Origin of the sequence: Bordetella genomosp. 1 (assembly GCF_002261335.1) — a bacterium.
In the GTDB taxonomy this organism is placed as follows: domain Bacteria; phylum Pseudomonadota; class Gammaproteobacteria; order Burkholderiales; family Burkholderiaceae_B; genus Bordetella.
Genome location: NZ_NEVL01000003.1, coordinates 849,738 through 869,879, shown reverse-complemented (window position 1 = coordinate 869,879; position 20,142 = coordinate 849,738). Strand labels below are relative to the sequence as shown.

Below are 20,142 nucleotides of genomic sequence, written 5' to 3'. Positions count from 1 at the left end.
TGCTATCTCTGGAAAAAATAAGGGGAAATCAGGAAAGCGCCGTACAACAGCACGACGAACAGCGCCAGGTCGAACAGCGCGGGATGCCAGACCAGCCGGTAGAAGCCGACCCGGGCCAGCACCCGGCGCGCCAGCCAGGCGGCGGCCAGCGTCGGCAGGGCGAGCACCAGCAGCCAGGGAAAGAAAATGCCGTAGAAGTTGAACTCGCCAATCATGATGCGTTTCCTGCGGGTTCGAGGCGCTGCGCCCGGAAGTCGTCAGCGTCGGGGTAAAGGGCGCGCCGGATGCCCACCAGGGCCACGACGGCGCGTTCGCGCGGGCCGCCGGCGCTGTCGCCGCTGGCGCACACGCTGGCCAGCGCGCGGTCGATGCGCTCGAGCAGTTGCGGGCTGCGCTCGCCGCGCCGGCCCGCGAGGCGTTCGCGGAAGAAATCGCCCAGGCCGGTCAGCACGGGCTGGATCGCGGCGTCGGCCACCGGCAGGTGACGGCGCGCGCGCTGCAGCTCGGCGATGTCCTTGCCCACGCGCAGATCCTTGAGCGCGTCGTCGGCGAGCTGGTCGTCGGCGCGCTTGCTGATCGCCAGGCGCGGTTGCAGCAGGCCGATGCGGTCGAGCATGCGGGTGGCGTAGGCCTGGCGGCCCGGCACCCGGCGGTTGCCGGCCAGGGCAATCAGCTCGCGCCAGTTGGCGGCCTGGATGCGGCGCGCGCTGACCTCGACACTGAGCGTGCGGAACAGCGCGGCGATCAGCGCGGCCAGCGCCACGCCGATGCATTGGGCCAGCACCGTGTCGATGAACGACACCAGGTCGGCGGTGTTGGTGTCGTGCAGGGCGAGCGTGCCGGTCAGGCCGAAGAACACGGCCATGGCCTTGCCGGTGGTGGCCGGCCGCATGATGTAGACGCCGGTGAAGAAGGCCACCGGCAGCAGCGACAGCGCCAGCATCTCGAACGAGTGCACCGCCGGCATGATGCCCAGCAGATAGAGCGCCGACAACGGAATCGAATAGATGGTGTAGGTCAGGAACTGCATGATGCCGGGCACGGGGTTGTCCTGCGCGGCGAAGAAGCAGCTGAAGATCGCGGCCATCATCGCGGCGGTGGCGCCGTTGCTCCAGGCCGTGCCGATCCAGAACACGCAGCAGATCGAGATCGCGAGGCCCGCGGCCAGGGCGGACAGCAGCGCCACGCCGTGGTCGCGGTGCAGCGCGGGGCCGCGGGTCAGGCGGCGCGGGCGGGCCGACAGGCGCGGGGTGCCGGCCAGGCCGTCACGGATGTCCAGGCGCAGGGCCAGGCAGGCGTCGTAGGTGTCGACCAGCTCGCGCAGGCGCACCAGGAGGCTGGTGAGCAGCGCGTCCTGCCAGGAGGCCTCGGCGCCGAGCTCGGGCTCGAGCCGGGTCAGCGCGGCGCGCAGGCGCACGGCCTCGTCGCGCGTGGCGATGCGCGAGCCGTCCATCCAGACCGAGATCGATTCCAGCACCTCGGCCACCGGCGCCGGCAGGTCGCGGCCCGCGGCCGCGAGCGCGCGCAGCCGGTCTTCCACGGCCGACACGGCGGGCGTGAGGGCGGCGATGTGATCCTGCATGGCGCGCAGCGAATCGGCGGTCCAGCGGATGTTGCCGGTGTCGAACGGCACGTGGGTGGACAGGAGGCGCAGCTGGGTGATGTCGTTGGCGAGCACGCGGCGGTCGCGGGCGTGCTGGGCCTCGTCGTTGCGGCGGTTGAGCACGTCCTGGATCCAGCTGCGCGCGTCGCGCACGGTGGCGTCGAGCCGGCCCATCAGCGGGCCGGCGATGCCGCGCGGCAGGATCAGGCTGTGCGCCAGCGTGGCGCACAGGATGCCGAGGCTGATCTCCTCGACCCGGGCGAGCGCCGTGTCGAACACGGTGGACGGATCGGTGACGCTCGGGAAGCCGATCATCGCGGCGGTGTAGCCGGCCAGCATGAACAGGTAGGAGCGCGGCGTGCGGTCGAGCACGGCGATGTACAGGCACATGCCGACCCACAGCACCATCACCGCGGTCATCAGCACCGGATAGTTGGACAGTCGCGGCACGAAGTACACCGTCATGGCCGAGCCGAAGAAGGTGCCGCCCAGGCGATAGATGGCCTTGGAGCGCACGGCGCCCGACCAGGGCTGCGACACGACGTAGGCCGTGGTCACGGCCCAGAAGGGGCGGGGCAGGCCGATCGTGTACGAAACATAAAGCGCCATCATGGCGCCCAGGTAACACTTGAGGGAAAAGAGGGATTCCTCGAGATTGGGCAGCTTCATGGTCGTTTGTCGTCCTCCATGGAAGCGGCCGTCTGGCGGCCCAGCGCGGTCTTGAGCGAGTCGAACACGCGCAGGCAGACCTCGATGTCGGCGTCGCTCGCGCCGTCGAACAGTTGCCGGCGCAACCGCACCAGCACGCTCTCGACGCGCTCGCGCAGCACCTGGCCCGCCTCGGTGAGGTGGATGGTCTTGGCGCGGCGGTCCTGCGGATCCTCGCGGCGCTCGATCATGCCGGCCGCGACGAGCTGGTCCAGTACCCGCACCAGCGAGGGGCCCTCGACGCCGAGGGCCTCGGCCAGCGCACCCTGGCGCACGCCGTCGCCCAGGCGGCCGGTGAGGATCACCGGCCAGGCCGTGGCCTGCGACATGCCGAAGTCGGCCAGCGCCTTGTCGGCCGCGCTGCGGTAGGCGCGCGAAAGCACCATGAGATTGGCGGTCATGGCCATGAGGCGGGAGTCGGTCGGCGAGTTCATGGGAACCATTGTATCCTATTTAGTAGGATGCTAATAAATAGGAAATTGCAATAATTCCGATCGATTGTTCCTAACGGCGAGCCGGCGCGGTGGCTCGCCAAAAACGGGGTCGATTCAGCGGGGAGACAGTTGGGCGGGCGGGGACGCGGCGTCGGCGCGGCCGTCCGGGCGCAGGGATTCACGCCCATGCGGGTGTTGCGGACGGGCGCCGCCTCCGGGTGCAGCGATCCAGCGCAGCTGTGCGGCGCGCAGGCACCGGGAAGGTCGGCGGGAAAGGCGGCGGGAAGGTCAGCGGCAGCCGGTTCGGGCCGGCCGCCGAAGCGCGGCGCTCAGGCGCCGGTGCAGTCGGCCCAGCAGTTGGGCGTTTCGTACAGGCGCACGCGGGTCAGGCGCAGGTCGGCGCCGTAATGGCCGTGATAGTGCGGCGCCAGGATGCCGAAGATGATGGTGGCGAGATTCTCGGCCGTGGGGATGCGGTCGAGCACCACGGTCTTGTGACCGGGCAGGGTGTCGAGGAACGCGCGCACGGCGCTGTCGCCCTCGTAGACCAGAAAGGCGTGGTCCCACACATCGACCACGTGCTGCTTGGCGATCGACTTGATCTCGGAGAAGTCCATCAGCATGCCGTTGTCGGACTCGCCGGGCGCCTGCACGATGTCGCCCGTGAGCGTGAGCTCGAGCACGTAGCGATGGCCGTGCAGGTTGCGGCACTGGCTGCGGTGATCGGGAATGCGGTGGCCGGCGTCGAATTCCAGCCTGCGGGTAACGGAAATCACGACGCGTACCCCGCCGTGCTGATGCTGACTTTCATGGAATGCCTATGTATTTATGGGTTTGCACGCTGAGCCGCCATTGCGGATGCTGCATGCAGTACTGCACCGCGGCCTCGGTATGGGCGAGCCGTTGCGGGCTGTCCATGGGCTGCAGGAAGAAGTGCTCGAAATCCAGGCCGGCGAAGCGCTCGGGCGGCGCCTCGCGCTGCGGATAGACCAGCTTGAGCTCGTTGCCCCGCTGCAGCACGATCTGCGAATTGCCCTTGGGGCTCACGCAGATCCAGTCGATGCCGGGCGGCGGCTCGACCGTGCCGTTGGTTTCGATCGCGATCGTGAAGCCCTCGGCATGGACGGCCTCGATCAAGGGCGTGTCGAGCTGCAGCAGCGGCTCGCCGCCCGTGAATACCACGTAGCGGCCGGCGCGTTCCGGGCCCCAGGTGCGCGCGAGCGTGTCGGCCAGCGCCTGGGCGGTGGCGAACTTGCCGCCGCCTTCGCCGTCGATGCCGACGAAGTCGGTGTCGCAGAAGGTACAGACGGCGCTGGCGCGATCGCTTTCGCGGCCGCTCCAGAGATTGCAGCCGGCGAAGCGGCAGAACACGGCCGCGCGGCCGGCCTGGGCGCCTTCGCCCTGCAGCGTTTTGAAGATTTCTTTGGCGGAGTAAGTCATGAAGCCCCTCGGGCGGACAGGCCGGAGGTCGGGATAATCCAACATTTTACCGGCTGCCGGGCTTCGGGGCGCGGCCAGCCCGCCCGCGAGGCGCCGGGCACGGGTAGACTCCCGCCTTATGTTGCATATCAAGCACGATCTCTACCTGGATCCCCGCGATCTGGTGTTCGGCATGATCCGGGCCCAGGGCGCCGGCGGCCAGAACGTGAACAAGGTCTCCAGCGCGGTCCATCTGCGCCTGGATCTGCGCGCCAGTGCCCTTCCGCCGGAAGTGCAGGAACGCGTGATGGCGCTCGACGACCATCACGTCACCAAGGACGGCGTGGTCATCATCAAGGCCCAGGCCTTCCGCAGCCAGGAAAAGAACCGCGCCGATGCCGTCGAGCGCCTGCTCGCGCTGCTGCGCCGCGCGCTGCACGACGACAAGCCGCGCAAGGCCACGCGCCCGACCCGCGCATCGCAGCAGCGCCGCATCCAGCGCAAGACCCAGCGCGGCGACGTGAAGCGGCTGCGGGGGCGGGTGTCGGGGGACTGAGGGCGGGCCGCGGCGGAGTCACCCGGCCAGCGCCGGATACACGAACAGGCCGAAGTGCGCGGCGTTGAGCGCGAGGTGCGCGAGCACGGCGGCGGCCAGGCCGCCGTGGCGGTAGGCCCAGCCGTAGCAGAGTCCGGCCAGGGTGGCGAGCGCGATCAGGGCGGGGCCGCCGTCGAAGTGGGCCAGGCCGAACAGCAGCGCCGCGATCGCGCAGGCGGGCCAGGGGCCGATGCGGCGGGTGAGCCGCTCCTGCACATAGCCGCGGAACAGCGCCTCCTCGGCGAGCGTCACGAACACCGCGTTGTTGAGCAGCCAGAGCCCGCCTTCGGCCGGCCAGTGCGGGGCCCAGCGCGTGAATTCCAGCGCCCACGCCGTGCCCAGGCAGAGCACGCAGGCGGCGGTGCCGGCCGCGAGCGCGGCGCCCACGGTGGCGCGCGCGTCGGGTCCGAAGCGCGGCGGCGCCAGCACCAGCATGATCCACAGCGCGATGATCGGCTTGTCGTAGTTCAAATACATGGTGAACGGCAGCGCGCGCGGATCGAACTGCACCGCGTCGATCACGCGCGGGTTGTGAAAGCCGGGCAGCAGATGCAGGGCCAGCGCGATGGCGGTGGCGATGAAGAGCGCATGGCCCAGCGGCACCGGCCAGCCGCGCCGCAGCCGCACGGCCCACGCCGACAGGCCCAGCAGGGCCAGCGCCAGCAACGCGCGTGCGTCGACCTGGCCGTCGTAGGCCGCGAAGCCCAGGCCCGCCACCGCCAGCGCCAGCGCGGCCGGGCGCGTGGCGCGCGGCCACAGCAGCACATAGGCCGGGGTCAGCAGGAACCAGGGGGCGAGGCCAGGCGTCATCGGGCAGGGTTCAACGAAACGGACCCGCAGTGTATGCGAGCCCATGCGGGCGCCGGGCCCGGCGAGGTTTCAATCTGTGCGGCCGGGCCCCGCGCGGTTGACGCGGAAGAAGGGGCACGCAATCATGTCGCGCCCGGCCTCCACGTGCCGGAACGGGAGACAGCGATGCAATGGATCGGATGGTTGATGGTGGTGGCGGCCCTGCTGCCGGTGGTGTCCGCGGGCCTGGCCAAGGCGGGCGGCAAACGCTACGACAACAATGCGCCGCGCGCCTGGCTGGCCAGCCAGGAAGGCTGGCGCGCGCGTGCCCATGCATCGCAGCAGAATGGTTTCGAGGCGCTGCCGTTCTTCTATGCCGCCGTGCTGTACGCGCTCTACACCCGGGCCGAGCCGCAGCATCTGGCCGTGCTGATGGGCGCCTGGCTGCTGGTGCGCGTGGTCTACATCGCGCTCTATGTCGGCGGGTATGGCACGCTGCGCTCGGTGAGCTGGCTCACCGCCCTGATCCTGAACGTGGTGATCCTGTTCTCGGGCGTGTGATCCCGCGCCCGGACGCGAAGACGGCCCGCGTGGCGGGCCGTTTCGGCAGGCGCGGTTGCGCGCGCAACGTTCAACGTCGCGCGCAACCTTCAATGTGGCGCGCTCACTTGCCGGCGGGCCACTCGAACACCGCGCGCGTGGTGCCGCTCGCGCCGACCTTGACCTTCTGGGTCTTTTCCACGCCGTCGGCGCTGGCCTTGACCGTGTATTCGCCCGCGGGCAGATTGGCGAGCAGGTAGGGGCCGTCGGTCTTGGTCGACAGCACCGTCGCGCCCTTGGCGTCGATGATCTGCACGGGCACGTCGGCGAGATACACGCCCTTGCCGCCGCTGCCGCCGGCCTGCGCGAACGTAAGGGCCAGGCGATAGTCGCTGGAGGCCTTTTGCAGCGCGCCGGACTGGCCTTCGCCGATACCCCCGGTTACGAATTTGACGTCGCCCTGGGTCTGCGCCTGCGGCATCACCGGCAGGGTTTCCTGGGCCTGCACCATCCCCGACAACGCGAGGGAACCGGCGAGCATGGCCGCCGCGATCATGGAACGTTCGTAGCTTTTCTTCATGTTGGATCTCCTGAATCGCCCGCGCGCCGCGCCGTGTCCGGCGGGCGCAGTGCGGGAAGGAAGTCGTTGGACCGAAGGCGCCGCGCCGAAGTTCGCGCGCGGCTTGTTAGCAATATCAAGCGAACGGAACAGACGGTCAATGGCCGCCGGGGATGAGGCCGGCATACCCGGGGATGAGCGTGGCGCTCAGCGCGCGGCCAGGGCGAAGCGCAATTCGGTTTCGCGCAGGATGCTGGCGTCGGGCGCGAAGCTGCGTTCGTGCAGCTCGCCCTGGCCGTCCGCGTGCCAGGCCAGCAGGGTCGAACTGCGGGTGCCGTAGTCCGGGCTCACGATGAAGGGGCTGCTCAGCAGGCGTTCGCGCTCGAGCGGGATGCCGGTGCGGGGCAGGTCGGCGTCGGGCGCGGGCGTGCGGTCGTCGAGCGCCGCGTACAGCGCGGGGATGCGCGCGGCAAAGGGGCCGCGGCCCTGTTCCAGCACGGCCGCGAAGGCGGCTTTCAGGCGCACCAGCTTGGGCCAGGGCGTGTCGAGCAGGTGATTCGACACGGCGTGCACGCCGGGCGCGAGGCGGCGCGGCGAGCCGGCGTCGCGGTTGCTGCAATACCATGCGGTGTGCAGGTCGCCCACGATCAGGTTGAAGCCGTTGTAGCGCGCGCCCGCCGCGTGCACGCGTGCGGCGTATTGCGCGGCGCTCTCCGTGCCGCGCAGGTAGGCCTCGACCAGCTCGCCGCGCGAGATGGCGTCGGCGCGCTGCGCGCCGACTTCGCGGTAGTTCGTGACCAGCGCATAGCGGCCGGCCGCCGTCGTGCCCATCCACGAACCGCCGGCCTGCAGGTCGCGGCCGGCATAGATCGTGGGCTGGCCGGGCCAGGCATGGATGGTCTCGGTGGGGCGGGCGTGGAACTCGTCGCGATTGGCGGCGATCAGCACCGGCATGCCGGGCACGTGCTGCAGGGCGAGGACGGCAAGACACATGGCGGGCGCTCAGGCGGCGGGCGTGGCGTCGGCGGTGCGCACCAGCGGCGCGACCTGGGGCTGCGCGATGCGGAAGTAATCATCGGCGCGCATCAGGATCGAGGCGTCGAGCCGGCCCGCGTTGAACACGATTTCCTCGTGGCGGTGCGCCAGGCTCGGATCGACGATCAGCTTGAGCTCCGGGTTGAACGAAAACGGCGGGATCGCGCCGATCTCGCAGCCCGTGAGCTCGCGGGCGAGGTCGCGCGAGGCCAGCGAGGCCTTTTTTCCGCCGGCCGCGAGCGCGATGGCGTCGAGGTCGGCCTGGCCGTCGGCGGGGAACACCGCCAGCACGTGCTGGCGCAAGGTCGAGCTGAGCTTCACGCGGCAGACCAGCGCCTTGGCGCCCTGGCTCACCTGGGTGCCGCGGATCGCGGCGACCTCGACCGAGCGGCCCTCGGCGGCGTGGCGCAGCAGCGTGAATTCGGCCCGATGGCCGGAGAGCAGGTCCTGCAATTGCTGGAATACGTCGGTCGTCATGAGTCGGAGTGCGCGGCGGGCCGCGGCGGCTGCGGGCGGGAGCGCCCATCGGGGCTACATCATACGCCCGCGATCCTGCTGCGATCCGCCGCGGGCATGGTGTACAAAAGAGGAACCGGGCGCGGGCCGCCAGGCTCGTGCCCACCATGCGCGCAAGCGCGAGGAGGCCGTACCCCATGTCGTCATCGCAATCCGCCACCGTCAACCGCCGCATCGTGCTGGCGCGCCGCCCCACGGGCGAACCGACGCCCGAGGATTTCCGCCTCGAGACCGAGGCCGTGCCCACGCCGGGGCCGGGCCAGGTGCTGCTGCGCACCGTCTATCTTTCCCTCGACCCCTACATGCGCGGCCGCATGAGCGATGCCAAGTCGTATGCCACGCCGGTCGCGCTGGGCGGCGTGATGGTGGGCGGCACCGTGAGCCGCGTGGTGGCCAGCCATCATCCCGAGTATCCGGTGGGCGACTGGGTGCTGTCGCAGGCCGGCTGGCAGGACTACAGCCTGTCGGACGGCACCGGCCTGCTGTCGCTCGGCGCCGCGCCCGATCGCCCCTCGTATGCGCTGGGCGTGCTCGGCATGCCGGGCTACACCGGCTACATGGGCCTGCTCGACATCGGGCAGCCTCAGCCCGGCGAGACCGTCGTCGTGGCCGCCGCCACCGGCGCGGTGGGCTCGGTGGTGGCGCAGGTGGCGCGCCTGAAGGGCTGCCGCGTGGTCGGCATTGCCGGCGGCGCCGACAAGTGCCGCTACGCGGTCGAGGAGCTCGGCATGGACGCCTGCGTCGACCATCGCGGGCCCGACCTGGCCGGCGCGCTGGCCGACGTCGTGCCCAAGGGCATCGACGTGTATTTCGAGAACGTCGGCGGCAAGGTCTTCGAGGCCGTGCTGCCCCTGCTCAACCCGCGCGCGCGGGTGCCGGTGTGCGGGCTCATCTCGGGCTACAACGCCACCGGCACGCCGGACGGCCCCGACCGCCTGCCGCAGCTGATGCGCACCGTGCTCACGCAGCGCATCCGCATGCAGGGCTTCATCATCATGCTCGACTATCCCGACCAGTACGGCACGTTCCGCCGCGACATGGCCGGCTGGATCGAGCAGGGACACGTGAAGTACCGCGAAGACGTGGTGGAAGGCTTGCAGGCCGCGCCGCAGGGGCTGATCGGCCTGCTGCGCGGTGAAAACGCCGGCAAGCGCATCGTGCGCGTCGGCACCGACGACGGGAGCGCATGATGAAGATTCTGATGGTGCTGACCTCGCATGACCGCCTGGGCGACACCGGTCGCAAGACCGGCTTCTGGCTCGAGGAGTTCGCCGCGCCGTACTACGTGTTTCGCGATGCGGGCGCGACGCTGGTGCTGGCATCGCCGGCGGGCGGCCAGCCGCCGCTCGATCCCAAGAGCAGCGACCCCGACGCCCAGACCGATGCCACCCGCCGCTTCGACGCCGATGCCGAGGCGCGCGACGCGCTCGCGCACACGGTGCCGCTCGCCCGGATCGATGCGGCCGACTTCGATGCGGTGTTCTATCCGGGCGGCCACGGCCCCCTGTGGGACCTGGCCGAAGACCGGCGCTCCATCGCGCTGATCGAAACCATGCTGGCCGGGGGCAAGCCGGTGGCGCTGGTCTGTCACGCGCCGGGCGTGCTGCGTCACGCCAAGGCGGCCGATGGCCGGCCGCTCGTGGCCGGCCGTCACGTCACGGGCTTCTCCGACACCGAAGAGCGCGCGGTCGAGCTGACCAAGGTCGTGCCCTTCCTGGTCGAAGACGAGCTAAAGCGGCTCGGGGGCCATTACACGCGCTCGCCCGACTGGGCGGTGCACGTGGCGCACGACGGCATGCTGATCACCGGCCAGAACCCGGCGTCGTCGGAGGCGGCGGCGCAGGCCCTGCTGAGCGCGCTGGAACGCTAGGCGCCGCGGCACCAGGCCCGCGTGGGCGGGTCCGGCGCCGGCAGGATCAGTGCAGGCGATAGCCGGCCGCGGTGGCGGCGAAGGCGGCCTGCTGGGCCTGCTGCCATGCCGCATCGTGGCCCAGCTCCTCGGCCAGGATGCGCGCCACTTCGGGGGCGGCCAGCTCGGCCGCGGCCGCGTCCAGGAACAGCGCGCGGTTGCGCCGCGACAGCACGTCCTCGACCGTGCGCGCCAGTTCGGCGCGTGCGGCGTAGCGCACGTGAGCCTCGGTCAGGCCGCTCGCCTTGACCAGCATGCGATCGGCGCCCGGCAGCGCGCGCAGCGCCGCCAGATCGGTGCCGTAGTAGCTGTCCGGCGTGCCCTGGGCGGCCGGCAGCGCGGCGCCCTGGCGCGGCGCGCCGTGCAGCGGCAGGTCGGCCGTGCGGCTGGGTCGTTGCGGCAGCAACTGCTTTTCGATGGCGGTGTCGATCACGTCCTGCGCCATGCGGCGATAGGTGGTCCACTTGCCGCCGGTCACCGTGACCAGCCCCGAGGCCGACACCAGGATGGTGTGCTCGCGCGAGAGCGACTTGGTGGCCGCGTCGCCCGTGGCCTTGACCAGCGGGCGCAGCCCGGCCCAGACGCTGGTGACGTCGGCGCGCGTCGGCTTGCGCGTGAGGTAGCGGCCGGCGGTCTCGAGGATGAAGTCGATTTCGCGCGGATCCGCCTTGGGTTCGAGCGGCAGGTCGTCGCGCGGGCTGTCGGTGGTGCCGACGATGGTGTGGCCGTTCCACGGCACCACGAACAGCACGCGGCCGTCATCGGTCTTGGGGATCAGGATGGCGTCGTCGCCCGGCAGGAACTCGCGCGGCAGCGTCAGGTGGGTGCCCTGGCTCGGCGCGACCATGGTCTGGGCCTGCGGGTCGTCCATGCGGCGCACCGCGTCGACCCACACGCCGGTGGCGTTGATGACGCATCTGCCGCGCACGGTATAGGCCTCGCCGCCGATCGCGTCGCGCACGGTGACGCCCTCGATGCGCTCGCCGTTGCGCACCAGGCCCTCGGCGCGCACATAGTTGACCGCAGTGCCGCCCAGGTCGAAGAGGGTGCGCATCAGCGCCATCGCCAGGCGCGCGTCGTCGAACTGGCCGTCGTAATAGAGCACCCCGCCGCGCAGCCGCTTGCCCTTGACCTCGGGCGCCACCGTGGCGGCGTGGGTCATGGTCTCGGCGCGCGAGAGCCAGCGGCTCGACGCCAGGTTGAGCTTGCCGGCCAGCATGTCATAGACCTTCAGGCCGATGCCGTAGAAGGGTTGGTCGAGCAGGTTGTAGGCCGGCACGACGAAGCCCAGCGGCCAGGCCAGGTGCGGGGCGTTGCGCGCCAGCAGGCCGCGCTCGTGCAGCGCCTCGCGCACCAGGCTGATATTGCCCTGGGCCAGGTAGCGCACGCCGCCGTGCACCAGCTTGGTGGCCTTGCTCGAGGTGCCCTTGGCAAAGTCCGCGCCCTCCACCAGCAGCGTGCGCAGGCCGCGCGCGGCGGCGTCGACCGCCGTGCCCAGGCCGGTGGCGCCGCCGCCGATCACGATGACGTCCCAGGGCTCGGGCTGCCTCAGGATGTCGAGCAGGGCCGGGCGGTTGGGCAGTTGCGAAGATACGGAGTCGGTCATGGTGTGGAGAAGTGCTGAAAACGTACGAAAGACGGCGCCGGGGGCGCGTCAGGGGGTGTCGTTGAAATCGTCGGTCGGATGGCTGGCCGTGTCGGCGCCGGCCTCCGCCACGTCGCAGCGCACGCCGGCGTCGCCCAGGGCCTGGGCGAGCTGGGCATGCGGACGCGCATCGGTGAAGAAGCGGTCGATCTCTGAGATGTGGGCGAGCTCGACCATGGCCTGGCGCTGGAACTTGCTGCTGTCGGCGGCCAGCCAGACCTCGCGCGACTGCTCGATGATCGTGCGCGCCACGCGCACCTCGCGAAAGTCGTAGTCGCGCAGCGTGCCGTCGGCCTCGATGCCCGAGATGCCGATCAGGCCGATGTCGACCTTGAACTGGCGGATGAAATCGATGGTGGCCTCGCCGGTGATGCCGCGATCGCGCGGGCGCACCACGCCGCCGGCGATGATCACCTCGCAGTCCGGGTTGTCCGAAAGAATGTCGGCCACGTGCAGGTTGTTGGTGATGACGCGCAGGCCGCGATGGCGCAGCAGGGCGCGCGCGATCGCCTCGGTGGTGGTGCCGATGTTGATCAGGAGCGAACAGCCGTCGGGCACGGCGCGCGCCACCGATTCGGCGATGCGGCGCTTGCCGTCGGCATGCAGCCCCTGGCGCTTGCGATAAGCGATATTCTCGATGGTGGACGCTTCGATGCGCACGCCGCCATGGAAGCGCGACAACAGGCCCGCTTCGGCGAGCAGGTTCACGTCGCGCCGCACGGTCTGCAGCGTGACGTCGAAATGGCGCGCCAGGGCATCGATGGAAGCCGAGCCCTGGGCCCGGACCAGTTCCACGAGCGCGCTTTGTCGGGGATTCAGTGTCATGGTTGCATCATAAAACAACAAAACCGAAAAATGATGACGCACTGCGGGATTGTTTTTGGTTCGTTTCTTCGGTAAAACGCAAACAAACAAAAGAAAGCGCACGCAGCATCCTGGAATAGCAGCATCGCCTGAGGCTGGAGGAGGCCGGATGGAGCTGGTGTTGGATGGCATCGAAGTGCATGCCGGATCGCAGGTCCACCTGTATCCCATGAGCCTGGCGCCCGTGCCCGGCGCCATGACGGTGCTGCTGGGCGCCACGCTGGCCGGCAAGACGACGCTGATGCGGGTCATGGCCGGACTCGACCGGCCCTCGGACGGCCGTGTGCTGGCCGACGGCCAGGACGTCACCGGCGTGCCGGTGCGCCAGCGCAATGTCGCGATGGTGTACCAGCAGTTCATCAACTATCCGTCCCTTACCGTGGCGCAGAACATCGCCTCGCCGCTGCGGCTGCGCGGGGCGCGCGCGGCCGAGATCGACACGGCGGTGCGCGCCATGGCGGCGCGCCTGCGCATCGACCACCTGCTCGAGCGCCTGCCGGCCGAGCTCTCGGGCGGCCAGCAGCAGCGCGTGGCGCTGGCCCGCGCCCTGGTCAAACAGGCGCCGCTGGTGCTGCTCGACGAGCCGCTGGTGAACCTGGACTACAAGCTGCGCGAATCGTTGCGCGACGAACTGGCGGGGCTGTTCGCCGAAGGGCAGGCCACCGTGGTCTATGCCACCACCGAGCCGGCCGAGGCCCTGTTGCTGGGCGGACACACCGCCGTGCTCGACGCCGGCGAACTGCTGCAGTACGGCCCCACGCCCGAGGTGTTCCACCGGCCCGTGTCGCTGCGGGTGGCGCGCGCCTTCAGCGATCCGCCCATGAATCTGTACGCCGCGCGGCGCACGCCGACCGGGCTGTCGCTGCCCGGCGGGCTCGAGGTGGCGCGGGCGCTGCCGGATGCGGGCAGCGACGCCGCGCTCACGGCCGGCATTCGTGCCGGCGCCTTCCGGGTGGCCGCCCGGCCGGGCGACGTGGCCCTGGCAGGCAGCGTGGCGCTGGCCGAGATATCCGGCTCCGACACGTTTCTGCACCTGGCCACGCCGGCCGGGCCGGTGGTGGCGCAGATGCCGGGCGTGCACCGGCACGCGCTCGGCGCGCCGCTCACGCTGTACTTCGATCCGGCCGACACCTATGCCTTCGACGCGGCCGGCTGGCTGGTGGCCGCGCCGCTGTCGCTGCGGGAGGGACGCTGAATGGCGCGCATCGACCTGGACCTCGCGCACGCCTACGTGCCCAATCCGCAGCGCGACGAGGATTTCGCGCTGCTGCCGCTGCGCTTCACCTTCGAGGACGGCGGCGCCTACGCCTTGCTCGGCCCCTCGGGCTGCGGCAAGACCACCTTGCTCAACTGCATCTCGGGCCTGCTGCGGCCCTCGCGCGGCACGGTCCGGTTCAACGACCGCGACGTGACCGCGCTGTCGCCCCAGGAGCGCAACATCGCCCAGGTGTTCCAGTTTCCGGTGGTGTACGACACCATGACCGTGGCGCAGAACCTCGCGTTTCCGCTGCGCAACCGCGGCGTCGCGCCGGCCCAGGTGCGGGCGCGGGTCGGCCAGATCGCGGAGATGCTGGAGCTTTCCGCCGTGCTCGACCGGCGCGCCAGCAACCTCACGGCCGACGCCAAGCAGAAGATCTCGCTCGGGCGCGGCCTGGTGCGCAGCGACGTGTCGGCGGTGCTGTTCGACGAGCCGCTCACCGTGATCGATCCGCACCTGAAGTGGGAGCTGCGGCGCAAGCTCAAGGAGATCCACCACGAGCTCCGGCTCACGCTCATCTACGTCACGCACGACCAGACCGAGGCGCTGACCTTCGCCGACCAGGTGGTGGTGATGTCGCGCGGCAAGGCGGTGCAGGTGGGCACGGCCGATGATCTGTTCGAGCGGCCGGCCCACACCTTCGTCGGCCATTTCATCGGCTCGCCCGGCATGAACTTCCTGGCGGCCCAGTGGGAGGACGGCGCGCTGCGGCTGGGCGACTACCGCCTCGAAGGCCTGACGGCGGAGCAGGCGCGCAAGCTCGATCATCCCGGGCCCGTCACGCTCGGCGTGCGGCCCGACTATCTGCGGCGCGTCGAGCCCGGCACGCCCGGCGCGGTGCCGGTGCGGCTGGCACGGGTGCAGGACGTGGGCACCTACGGCCTGCTCACCGGCGAATTCGCCGGCGCCACGCTGCGCGCGCGGGTCGGCCTGGACGCGGCGCTGCCGGAGGCCGGCCAGACGGTCTGGCTCGGCGTCATCAATCACCACACCTGCTTCTATCGCAACGAGGAGCTGATCCGATGAAACCCATAGATCATCGCGCCTGGTTCCTGGTGCTGCCGGTGGTGCTGTGCGTGGCCTTCTCGGCCATCCTGCCCTTGATGACCATCGTCAACTACTCGGTGCAGGACATCATCTCGCCCGACCGGCGCGTGTTCGTCGGCACCGAGTGGTATGCCGCGGCGCTGCAGGACGAGGAACTGCACGGCGCGTTGCTGCGCCAGATCGGGTTCTCGCTGGCCGTGCTCGCGATCGAGATTCCGCTCGGCATCCTGCTGGCCCTGGCGATGCCGGCCAGCGGCTGGCGCGCCTCGGCCGCGCTGGTCGTGATCGCGCTGTCGCTGCTGATTCCCTGGAACGTGGTGGGCACCATCTGGCAGGTGTTCGGCCGCACCGACATCGGCCTGCTCGGCGCCGCGCTGGACGCGCTCGGGCTGGACTACAACTACACCGGCAACGCGCTGGACGCCTGGCTGACGGTGCTGGTGATGGACGTGTGGCACTGGACGCCGCTGGTGGCGCTGCTCTGCTATGCCGGCCTGCGCGCGATCCCCGATGCGTATTACCAGGCGGCACGCATCGACGGCGCCAGCCGCTTCGCCGTGTTCCGCTACATCCAGCTGCCCAAGCTGCGCGGGGTGCTGATGATCGCCGTGCTGCTGCGCTTCATGGACAGCTTCATGATCTACACCGAGCCCTTCGTGCTGACCGGCGGCGGGCCGGGCAACGCCACCACGTTCCTGTCGCAATACCTCACGCAGAAGGCGGTGGGCCAGTTCGACCTGGGCCCGGCCGCGGCGTTCTCCATCATCTATTTCCTCATCATCCTGCTGCTGTGCTTCATCCTGTACAACTGGATGCAGCGCGCCGGCACGGGCCAGGGCACGGAGGCCGACCATGTCTGAACCCAGATCCGCCTGGCGGCCGCTGTTTCTCGCGCTCTACCTGGTGTTCGCCATCCTGCCGCTCTACTGGATGCTGAACATGTCGTTCAAGACCAATACGGAGATCGTGGGCGAGCTCACGCTGTTCCCGCGCGAATTCACGCTGGAGCACTACCGCACCATCTTCACCGACTCGGCCTGGTACTCGGGCTACATCAACTCGCTGATCTACGTCGCGATCAACACGGTGATCTCGCTGACGGTGGCGCTGCCCGCCGCCTATGCGTTCTCGCGCTACCGCTTCATCGGCGACAAGCACGTGTTCTTCTGGCTGCTCACCAACCGCATGACGCCGCCCGCGGTGTTCCTGCTGCCGTTCTTCCAGCTCTACACCTCGGTGGGCCTGATGGACACGCACCTGGCGGTGGCGCTGGCGCACCTGGTGTTCAACGTGCCGCTGGCGGTGTGGATCCTGGAGGGCTTCATGTCGGGCGTGCCGCGCGAGATCGACGAGACGGCCTATGTCGACGGCTACTCCTTCCCGCGCTTCTTCCTCACCATCTTCCTGCCGCTCATCAAGGCCGGGGTCGGGGTGGCGGCGTTCTTCTGCTTCATGTTCAGCTGGGTCGAGCTGCTGCTGGCGCGCACGCTGACCTCGGTCAACGCCAAGCCCATCGTGGCCACCATGACGCGCACGGTGTCGGCCTCGGGCATGGACTGGGGCGTGCTGGCCGCGGCGGGCGTGCTCACCATCGTGCCCGGCGCGATCGTGATCTGGTTCGTGCGGCACTACATCGCGAAGGGCTTCGCGATGGGCCGCGTCTGAGGAGGGCGCCATGTTCGACTGGATGGTCTGGACGGTGCCGGTGGCGGTGTTCTTCAGCTGCGTGGTGCTGATGCTGGTGGGCATGACGGTGTGGGAGCTGCGCTCGCCGACGCGGCTGCGCAAGGGCTTTCTGCCGATCGCCACCACGCGCGGCGACCGGCTCTTCATCGGGCTGATGGTGGCGGCCTGGGTCAACCTGGCATGGGTCGGCCTGGGCGAGCGCTTCGTGCAGTGGTTCGCGCTCGAGGCGCCGCCCACGCTGTGGCTCGGTTTCGCGATTTCGATGGTGCTGCTGGCGCTGGTGATGCGCAAAGGGTGAGGCGCGCATCGCCTCGTCGGCAGTGTGGGGGTCCCAAGGAGCGTGGCTCAGCCTTCCCGGCCCGCGACCGGCAGCACAACACGGGAAGCTCAGCGAGGAGACAGTCATGAAAGTGCGGGTGCAGCAGTTTCGCGTGCGTGCCATGGCGGCCGCGATCGCGCTGATCGGTTCCACGGCCGTCTGGGCCGGCGAACCCGAGGCGCAGAAGTGGGTGGACAGCGAGTTCCAGCCGTCCAGCCTGTCGAAAGACAAGCAGATGGCCGAGATGAAGTGGTTCATCGAGGCGGCGGCCAAGCTCAAGGCCAAGGGAGTGAACGAGATCAGCGTGGTCTCCGAGACCATCACCACGCACGAGTACGAGTCCAAGACGCTGGCGAAGGCGTTCACGGAAATCACCGGCATCAAGGTCACGCACGACCTGATCCAGGAAGGCGACGTGGTCGAGAAGCTGCAGACCTCGATGCAGTCGGGCAAGTCGATCTACGACGGCTGGATCTCCGACTCCGACCTGATCGGTACGCACTACCGCTACGGCGCGATCCTGCCGCTGTCGGACTACATGGCAGGCGCGGGCAAGGACTACACCAACCCGGACCTGGACCTGAAGGATTTCATCGGCACCAAGTTCACCACCGCGCCCGACGGCAAGCTCTACCAGCTGCCCGACCAGCAGTTCGCCAACGTGTACTGGTTCCGCGCGGACTGGTTCGCGCGCAAGGACCTGCAGGACAAGTTCAAGGCCAAGTACGGCTACGACCTCGGCGTGCCCACCAATTGGTCGGCCTATGAGGACATCGCCGATTTCTTCACCAACGACGTGAAGGAGCTCGATGGCAAGAAGATCTACGGCCACATGGACTACGGCAAGAAGGATCCGTCGCTGGGCTGGCGCTTCACCGACGCGTGGCTGTCGATGGCGGGCGCCGCCGACAAGGGCCTGCCCAACGGCATGCCGGTCGACGAATGGGGCATCCGCGTGGCCGACGACAAGTGCACGCCGGTGGGCGCGTCGGTGGCGCGCGGCGGTGCCACCAACAGCCCGGCCGCGGTCTACGCGCTCACCAAATACATCGACTGGATGAAGAAGTACGCGCCGCAGCAGGCCATGGGCATGACCTTCTCCGAGTCGGGTCCGGTGCCGGCGCAGGGGCAGATCGCGCAGCAGATCTTCTGGTACACGGCCTTCACGGCCGACATGACCAAGAAGGGGCTGCCGGTGGTCAACGACGACGGCACGCCGAAGTGGCGCATGGCGCCGTCGCCCTATGGTCCGTACTGGAAGGACGGCATGCAGAACGGCTACCAGGACGTGGGCTCCTGGACCTTCTTCAAGTCGACCAACCCGGATCGCATGGCGGCGGCCTGGCTCTACGCCCAGTTCGTGACCTCCAAGACCGTGTCGCTGAAGAAGTCGATCACGGGCCTGACCTTCATCCGCGACACCGACATCCACAGCGACTACTTCACCAAGAACGCCGACAAGTACGGCGGCCTGATCGAGTTCTATCGCAGCCCGGCGCGGGTCGCGTGGACGCCGACCGGCAACAACGTGCCCGACTATCCCAAGCTGGCGCAGCTGTGGTGGAAGAACGTGGCCACCGCCGTGACGGGCGAGAAGACCCCGCAGGCCGCCATGGACAACCTCGCCAACGAGATGGACCAGGTGATGGCGCGGCTCGAGCGTGCCGGCATGGCGCAGTGCGCGCCCAAGCTCAATCCGAAGGGCGATCCGAACAAGTGGCTGTCGGATCAGCACGCGCCTTGGAAGAAGCTCGCCAACGAAAAGCCCAAGGGCGAGACCATCCCCTACGAGAAGCTGCTGCAGGCCTGGAAGGAGGGCAAGGTGCGCTGATCACAGCGGCGGACGGCGAGGGAGCTCCTGAGCAAGCGGGGGTGCCGTCCGCGCGTGAGGCAGGCCGCCACGCCAACCGGCGCGGCGGCCTTTTTTTGCTCGGATCAGTCGGCCGAGCCGGGCAGGGGATACTCCGGCAGCACCACGTCGGCGTGGCCGGGGCGGACCCAGCGCGCGCACTCGCGCGTGGCATCGATGCAGCCGCCTTCGGCGTAGACGCCCTGCGGATCGCGGATGCGCACCATGCGCTCGAGGATGCGCGCGGTCGCGTCGGGGTCGGCCAGCGTCTCGCGCACGCGCGCCTCCACGATGTCTTCGTCGATGAAGAGCTTGCCGCGCGCATCGGTGCGCGCGCCGTGGCGCCAGTGGTAGATCTCCACGCACTTGGCGGTGAACGTGAAGGGCTGGTCGCGCTTCCAGAAGTTGTTGAACAGGCCGTCGCCCAGGTAGAACACCCAGGAGCCCTCGTAGCCTTCGACGTTGGACGAGTGCTCGTCGGGGTTGCGGAACCAGAGCCGGTCGCCCGGCACGTAGAAGCGCGGCGGCAGCGGCGCGTCGAGCGACCCGTACTCGCGCAGGAAGGCCTCGTGGAAGCGCCCCGACATCACGGCGCGGGTTTCCCACTGGCGCTGCAGGCGCCACGCCATCTCCGGATTGGCGGTCTCGAGCTCCTGGGCGATGCCCAGCACGGTGACGTATTCGGTGGCGCGGTAGCAGGAGAACGCATAGAGCTCGCCCGAGGCCTCGGGCTGGGTGGCGCGGCGCAGGCCCTCGATCAGCGACTGGCCGGGCAGGATGGTGAAGCCGCGCGCCTCGTCGTAGGTCCAGTAGCCCGCGGGCCGCTCGGCCTGCTCGGTGTCGAAGGCCAGGGCGGTCTTGCGCGCGGCCTGCACGATGTAGCGGCGGATGCGCACGGCCGATTCGAGCTCGGCCACGTCGGGGAAGGTGAACGGCACCGGGCAGGCCAGCATGGCGAGCACGATCTCGCGGTCGAGGCCCGCGTCGGTATGGGTGTCCAGGCCCAGGGCCTGCGCCAGGCCGGTGGTGTCGCCGCCGGGCAGGTAGCGGGCGGCGAACGCGGGCCGTGCCTGGATCAGCACGGCGGGCGCCGCGGCGCCCGCGTCTTCAGGCAGCACTTCGACCCACTCGGTCAGTGCCAGCGCGGTGACGAGGTGCCGGGCCTGTTGCAGCGCCTCGGCCGCGGTGGCGGCGCTGGTGCTGTCGATGCGTACGCCGCCGCGTTGTGCGCGGGCGGCAGAAGCAGGGGGGAAAGACATCGGAAACGACTCCAGGGCCAGGGCGGGCGCCCTGACGGAAACCGGCCTGTGATGCGCGCCCGGGGCCGGCCGGCGCGCGGCCCGGGATGCGGGCGCACGGTGCGCCCC

The 20,142-nt window shown here is 69.7% G+C and carries 22 protein-coding genes; 10 read left to right on the top strand and 12 right to left on the bottom strand.

The window, feature by feature from the left end:
- Positions 1-2: 2 nt before the first annotated feature.
- The 5 genes from CEG14_RS12355 to queE form a co-directional block, all read right to left on the bottom strand.
- Entirely contained in the window at positions 3-215 is a 213-nt protein-coding gene (locus tag CEG14_RS12355) for a DUF1656 domain-containing protein (protein WP_094826646.1), read from the bottom strand.
- Positions 212-2,272: an FUSC family protein gene (locus CEG14_RS12350; RefSeq protein ID WP_094826645.1), complete on the bottom strand. Its 2,061-nt coding sequence runs from the start codon at positions 2,270-2,272 to the stop codon at positions 212-214. Before CEG14_RS12350 ends, CEG14_RS12355 begins: the two co-directional genes overlap by 4 nt.
- Positions 2,269-2,745 (bottom strand): MarR family winged helix-turn-helix transcriptional regulator, encoded by a 477-nt coding sequence (locus CEG14_RS12345; protein ID WP_094826644.1) that lies wholly within the window; start codon positions 2,743-2,745, stop codon positions 2,269-2,271. The genes CEG14_RS12350 and CEG14_RS12345 overlap by 4 nt, the downstream gene beginning before the upstream one ends.
- Positions 2,746-3,074: 329 nt before the next feature.
- Positions 3,075-3,521: a 6-carboxytetrahydropterin synthase QueD gene (gene queD / locus CEG14_RS12340; protein ID WP_094826643.1), complete on the bottom strand. Its 447-nt coding sequence runs from the start codon at positions 3,519-3,521 to the stop codon at positions 3,075-3,077.
- A 31-nt stretch (positions 3,522-3,552) separates the two neighbouring features.
- A complete protein-coding gene (gene queE, locus CEG14_RS12335) occupies positions 3,553-4,185 on the bottom strand; it encodes a 7-carboxy-7-deazaguanine synthase (RefSeq protein WP_094826642.1) in 633 nt (210 codons plus the stop codon).
- Positions 4,186-4,303: 118 nt separating this feature from the next.
- Here queE and arfB point away from each other — a divergent pair, with 118 nt between their 5' ends.
- Positions 4,304-4,720, top strand: a complete 417-nt coding sequence (arfB, locus tag CEG14_RS12330; RefSeq protein WP_094826641.1) for an alternative ribosome rescue aminoacyl-tRNA hydrolase ArfB — start codon at positions 4,304-4,306, stop codon at positions 4,718-4,720.
- 18 nt (positions 4,721-4,738) lie between these two features.
- On the opposite strand, the gene CEG14_RS12325 is transcribed toward arfB, so the two are convergent.
- Positions 4,739-5,569, bottom strand: a complete 831-nt coding sequence (locus CEG14_RS12325; RefSeq protein WP_256985669.1) for a CPBP family intramembrane glutamic endopeptidase — start codon at positions 5,567-5,569, stop codon at positions 4,739-4,741.
- Between the two features lie 165 nt (positions 5,570-5,734).
- Here CEG14_RS12325 and CEG14_RS12320 point away from each other — a divergent pair, with 165 nt between their 5' ends.
- Positions 5,735-6,109, top strand: coding sequence for an MAPEG family protein (locus tag CEG14_RS12320; protein ID WP_094826639.1), 375 nt, complete (start codon positions 5,735-5,737; stop codon positions 6,107-6,109).
- Positions 6,110-6,212: 103 nt separating this feature from the next.
- On the opposite strand, the gene CEG14_RS12315 is transcribed toward CEG14_RS12320, so the two are convergent.
- From CEG14_RS12315 to CEG14_RS12305, 3 genes are all read right to left on the bottom strand, one after another.
- Positions 6,213-6,668, bottom strand: coding sequence for a carboxypeptidase-like regulatory domain-containing protein (locus CEG14_RS12315; protein ID WP_094826638.1), 456 nt, complete (start codon positions 6,666-6,668; stop codon positions 6,213-6,215).
- 186 nt (positions 6,669-6,854) lie between these two features.
- Positions 6,855-7,640 carry an NRDE family protein gene (locus tag CEG14_RS12310; protein WP_143277206.1) on the bottom strand — a complete coding sequence of 262 codons (786 nt, stop codon included), beginning with the start codon at positions 7,638-7,640 and terminating at the stop codon, positions 6,855-6,857.
- A gap of 9 nt (positions 7,641-7,649) precedes the next feature.
- On the bottom strand, positions 7,650-8,159 hold the full coding sequence (locus CEG14_RS12305; protein ID WP_094826637.1) for a YbaK/prolyl-tRNA synthetase associated domain-containing protein: 510 nt from the start codon (positions 8,157-8,159) through the stop codon (positions 7,650-7,652).
- 176 nt (positions 8,160-8,335) lie between these two features.
- Here CEG14_RS12305 and CEG14_RS12300 point away from each other — a divergent pair, with 176 nt between their 5' ends.
- On the top strand, positions 8,336-9,388 hold the full coding sequence (locus CEG14_RS12300) for an NADP-dependent oxidoreductase (protein WP_094826636.1): 1,053 nt from the start codon (positions 8,336-8,338) through the stop codon (positions 9,386-9,388).
- Positions 9,388-10,068: a type 1 glutamine amidotransferase domain-containing protein gene (locus CEG14_RS12295; RefSeq protein ID WP_094826635.1), complete on the top strand. Its 681-nt coding sequence runs from the start codon at positions 9,388-9,390 to the stop codon at positions 10,066-10,068. The genes CEG14_RS12300 and CEG14_RS12295 overlap by 1 nt, the downstream gene beginning before the upstream one ends.
- Before the next feature lie 46 nt (positions 10,069-10,114).
- On the opposite strand, the gene CEG14_RS12290 is transcribed toward CEG14_RS12295, so the two are convergent.
- Both CEG14_RS12290 and CEG14_RS12285 read right to left on the bottom strand, forming a co-directional pair.
- The gene (locus CEG14_RS12290) at positions 10,115-11,713 is read right to left on the bottom strand and encodes a glycerol-3-phosphate dehydrogenase/oxidase (protein WP_094826634.1); all 1,599 of its coding nucleotides are present in this window, start codon (positions 11,711-11,713) and stop codon (positions 10,115-10,117) included.
- 48 nt (positions 11,714-11,761) lie between these two features.
- Positions 11,762-12,577, bottom strand: coding sequence for a DeoR/GlpR family DNA-binding transcription regulator (locus CEG14_RS12285; RefSeq protein ID WP_179280589.1), 816 nt, complete (start codon positions 12,575-12,577; stop codon positions 11,762-11,764).
- A 148-nt stretch (positions 12,578-12,725) separates the two neighbouring features.
- On the opposite strand from CEG14_RS12285, the gene CEG14_RS12280 reads away from it, so the two are divergent.
- The 6 genes from CEG14_RS12280 to CEG14_RS12255 all read left to right on the top strand — a co-directional run bounded on the left by CEG14_RS12280 (position 12,726) and on the right by CEG14_RS12255 (position 18,757).
- The gene (locus CEG14_RS12280) at positions 12,726-13,811 is read left to right on the top strand and encodes an ABC transporter ATP-binding protein (protein WP_094826632.1); all 1,086 of its coding nucleotides are present in this window, start codon (positions 12,726-12,728) and stop codon (positions 13,809-13,811) included.
- A complete protein-coding gene (locus tag CEG14_RS12275) occupies positions 13,812-14,900 on the top strand; it encodes an ABC transporter ATP-binding protein (protein WP_094826631.1) in 1,089 nt (362 codons plus the stop codon). It begins immediately after the preceding gene.
- The gene (locus CEG14_RS12270; RefSeq protein WP_094826630.1) at positions 14,897-15,781 is read left to right on the top strand and encodes a carbohydrate ABC transporter permease; all 885 of its coding nucleotides are present in this window, start codon (positions 14,897-14,899) and stop codon (positions 15,779-15,781) included. Before CEG14_RS12275 ends, CEG14_RS12270 begins: the two co-directional genes overlap by 4 nt.
- On the top strand, positions 15,774-16,586 hold the full coding sequence (locus tag CEG14_RS12265; RefSeq protein WP_094826629.1) for a carbohydrate ABC transporter permease: 813 nt from the start codon (positions 15,774-15,776) through the stop codon (positions 16,584-16,586). Before CEG14_RS12270 ends, CEG14_RS12265 begins: the two co-directional genes overlap by 8 nt.
- A gap of 10 nt (positions 16,587-16,596) precedes the next feature.
- On the top strand, positions 16,597-16,905 hold the full coding sequence (locus CEG14_RS12260) for a DUF2160 domain-containing protein (protein ID WP_094826628.1): 309 nt from the start codon (positions 16,597-16,599) through the stop codon (positions 16,903-16,905).
- Positions 16,906-17,011: 106 nt separating this feature from the next.
- Positions 17,012-18,757: an ABC transporter substrate-binding protein gene (locus CEG14_RS12255; protein ID WP_094826627.1), complete on the top strand. Its 1,746-nt coding sequence runs from the start codon at positions 17,012-17,014 to the stop codon at positions 18,755-18,757.
- 104 nt (positions 18,758-18,861) lie between these two features.
- Here CEG14_RS12255 and CEG14_RS12250 read toward each other — a convergent pair whose 3' ends face one another.
- The gene (locus tag CEG14_RS12250; RefSeq protein WP_094826626.1) at positions 18,862-20,034 is read right to left on the bottom strand and encodes a hypothetical protein; all 1,173 of its coding nucleotides are present in this window, start codon (positions 20,032-20,034) and stop codon (positions 18,862-18,864) included.
- Positions 20,035-20,142 lie beyond the last annotated feature (108 nt).

Bases quoted from the DNA above. Each gene is read 5' to 3' on its own strand.
- CEG14_RS12275 (WP_094826631.1), top strand. From the start codon at position 13,812: ATGGCGCGCATCGACCTGGACCTCGCGCACGCCTACGTGCCCAATCCG.
- CEG14_RS12270 (WP_094826630.1), top strand. From the start codon at position 14,897: ATGAAACCCATAGATCATCGCGCCTGGTTCCTGGTGCTGCCGGTGGTG.
- CEG14_RS12265 (WP_094826629.1), top strand. From the start codon at position 15,774: ATGTCTGAACCCAGATCCGCCTGGCGGCCGCTGTTTCTCGCGCTCTAC.
- CEG14_RS12250 (WP_094826626.1), bottom strand. From the start codon at position 20,034: ATGTCTTTCCCCCCTGCTTCTGCCGCCCGCGCACAACGCGGCGGCGTA.
- CEG14_RS12255 (WP_094826627.1), top strand. From the start codon at position 17,012: ATGAAAGTGCGGGTGCAGCAGTTTCGCGTGCGTGCCATGGCGGCCGCG.
- CEG14_RS12295 (WP_094826635.1), top strand. From the start codon at position 9,388: ATGAAGATTCTGATGGTGCTGACCTCGCATGACCGCCTGGGCGACACC.
- CEG14_RS12310 (WP_143277206.1), bottom strand. From the start codon at position 7,640: ATGTGTCTTGCCGTCCTCGCCCTGCAGCACGTGCCCGGCATGCCGGTG.
- CEG14_RS12350 (WP_094826645.1), bottom strand. From the start codon at position 2,272: ATGAAGCTGCCCAATCTCGAGGAATCCCTCTTTTCCCTCAAGTGTTAC.
- arfB (WP_094826641.1), top strand. From the start codon at position 4,304: ATGTTGCATATCAAGCACGATCTCTACCTGGATCCCCGCGATCTGGTG.
- CEG14_RS12300 (WP_094826636.1), top strand. From the start codon at position 8,336: ATGTCGTCATCGCAATCCGCCACCGTCAACCGCCGCATCGTGCTGGCG.
- CEG14_RS12355 (WP_094826646.1), bottom strand. From the start codon at position 215: ATGATTGGCGAGTTCAACTTCTACGGCATTTTCTTTCCCTGGCTGCTG.
- CEG14_RS12315 (WP_094826638.1), bottom strand. From the start codon at position 6,668: ATGAAGAAAAGCTACGAACGTTCCATGATCGCGGCGGCCATGCTCGCC.
- CEG14_RS12305 (WP_094826637.1), bottom strand. From the start codon at position 8,159: ATGACGACCGACGTATTCCAGCAATTGCAGGACCTGCTCTCCGGCCAT.
- CEG14_RS12320 (WP_094826639.1), top strand. From the start codon at position 5,735: ATGCAATGGATCGGATGGTTGATGGTGGTGGCGGCCCTGCTGCCGGTG.
- CEG14_RS12260 (WP_094826628.1), top strand. From the start codon at position 16,597: ATGTTCGACTGGATGGTCTGGACGGTGCCGGTGGCGGTGTTCTTCAGC.
- CEG14_RS12325 (WP_256985669.1), bottom strand. From the start codon at position 5,569: ATGACGCCTGGCCTCGCCCCCTGGTTCCTGCTGACCCCGGCCTATGTG.
- CEG14_RS12280 (WP_094826632.1), top strand. From the start codon at position 12,726: ATGGAGCTGGTGTTGGATGGCATCGAAGTGCATGCCGGATCGCAGGTC.
- CEG14_RS12345 (WP_094826644.1), bottom strand. From the start codon at position 2,745: ATGAACTCGCCGACCGACTCCCGCCTCATGGCCATGACCGCCAATCTC.
- CEG14_RS12285 (WP_179280589.1), bottom strand. From the start codon at position 12,577: ATGACACTGAATCCCCGACAAAGCGCGCTCGTGGAACTGGTCCGGGCC.
- queE (WP_094826642.1), bottom strand. From the start codon at position 4,185: ATGACTTACTCCGCCAAAGAAATCTTCAAAACGCTGCAGGGCGAAGGC.
- CEG14_RS12290 (WP_094826634.1), bottom strand. From the start codon at position 11,713: ATGACCGACTCCGTATCTTCGCAACTGCCCAACCGCCCGGCCCTGCTC.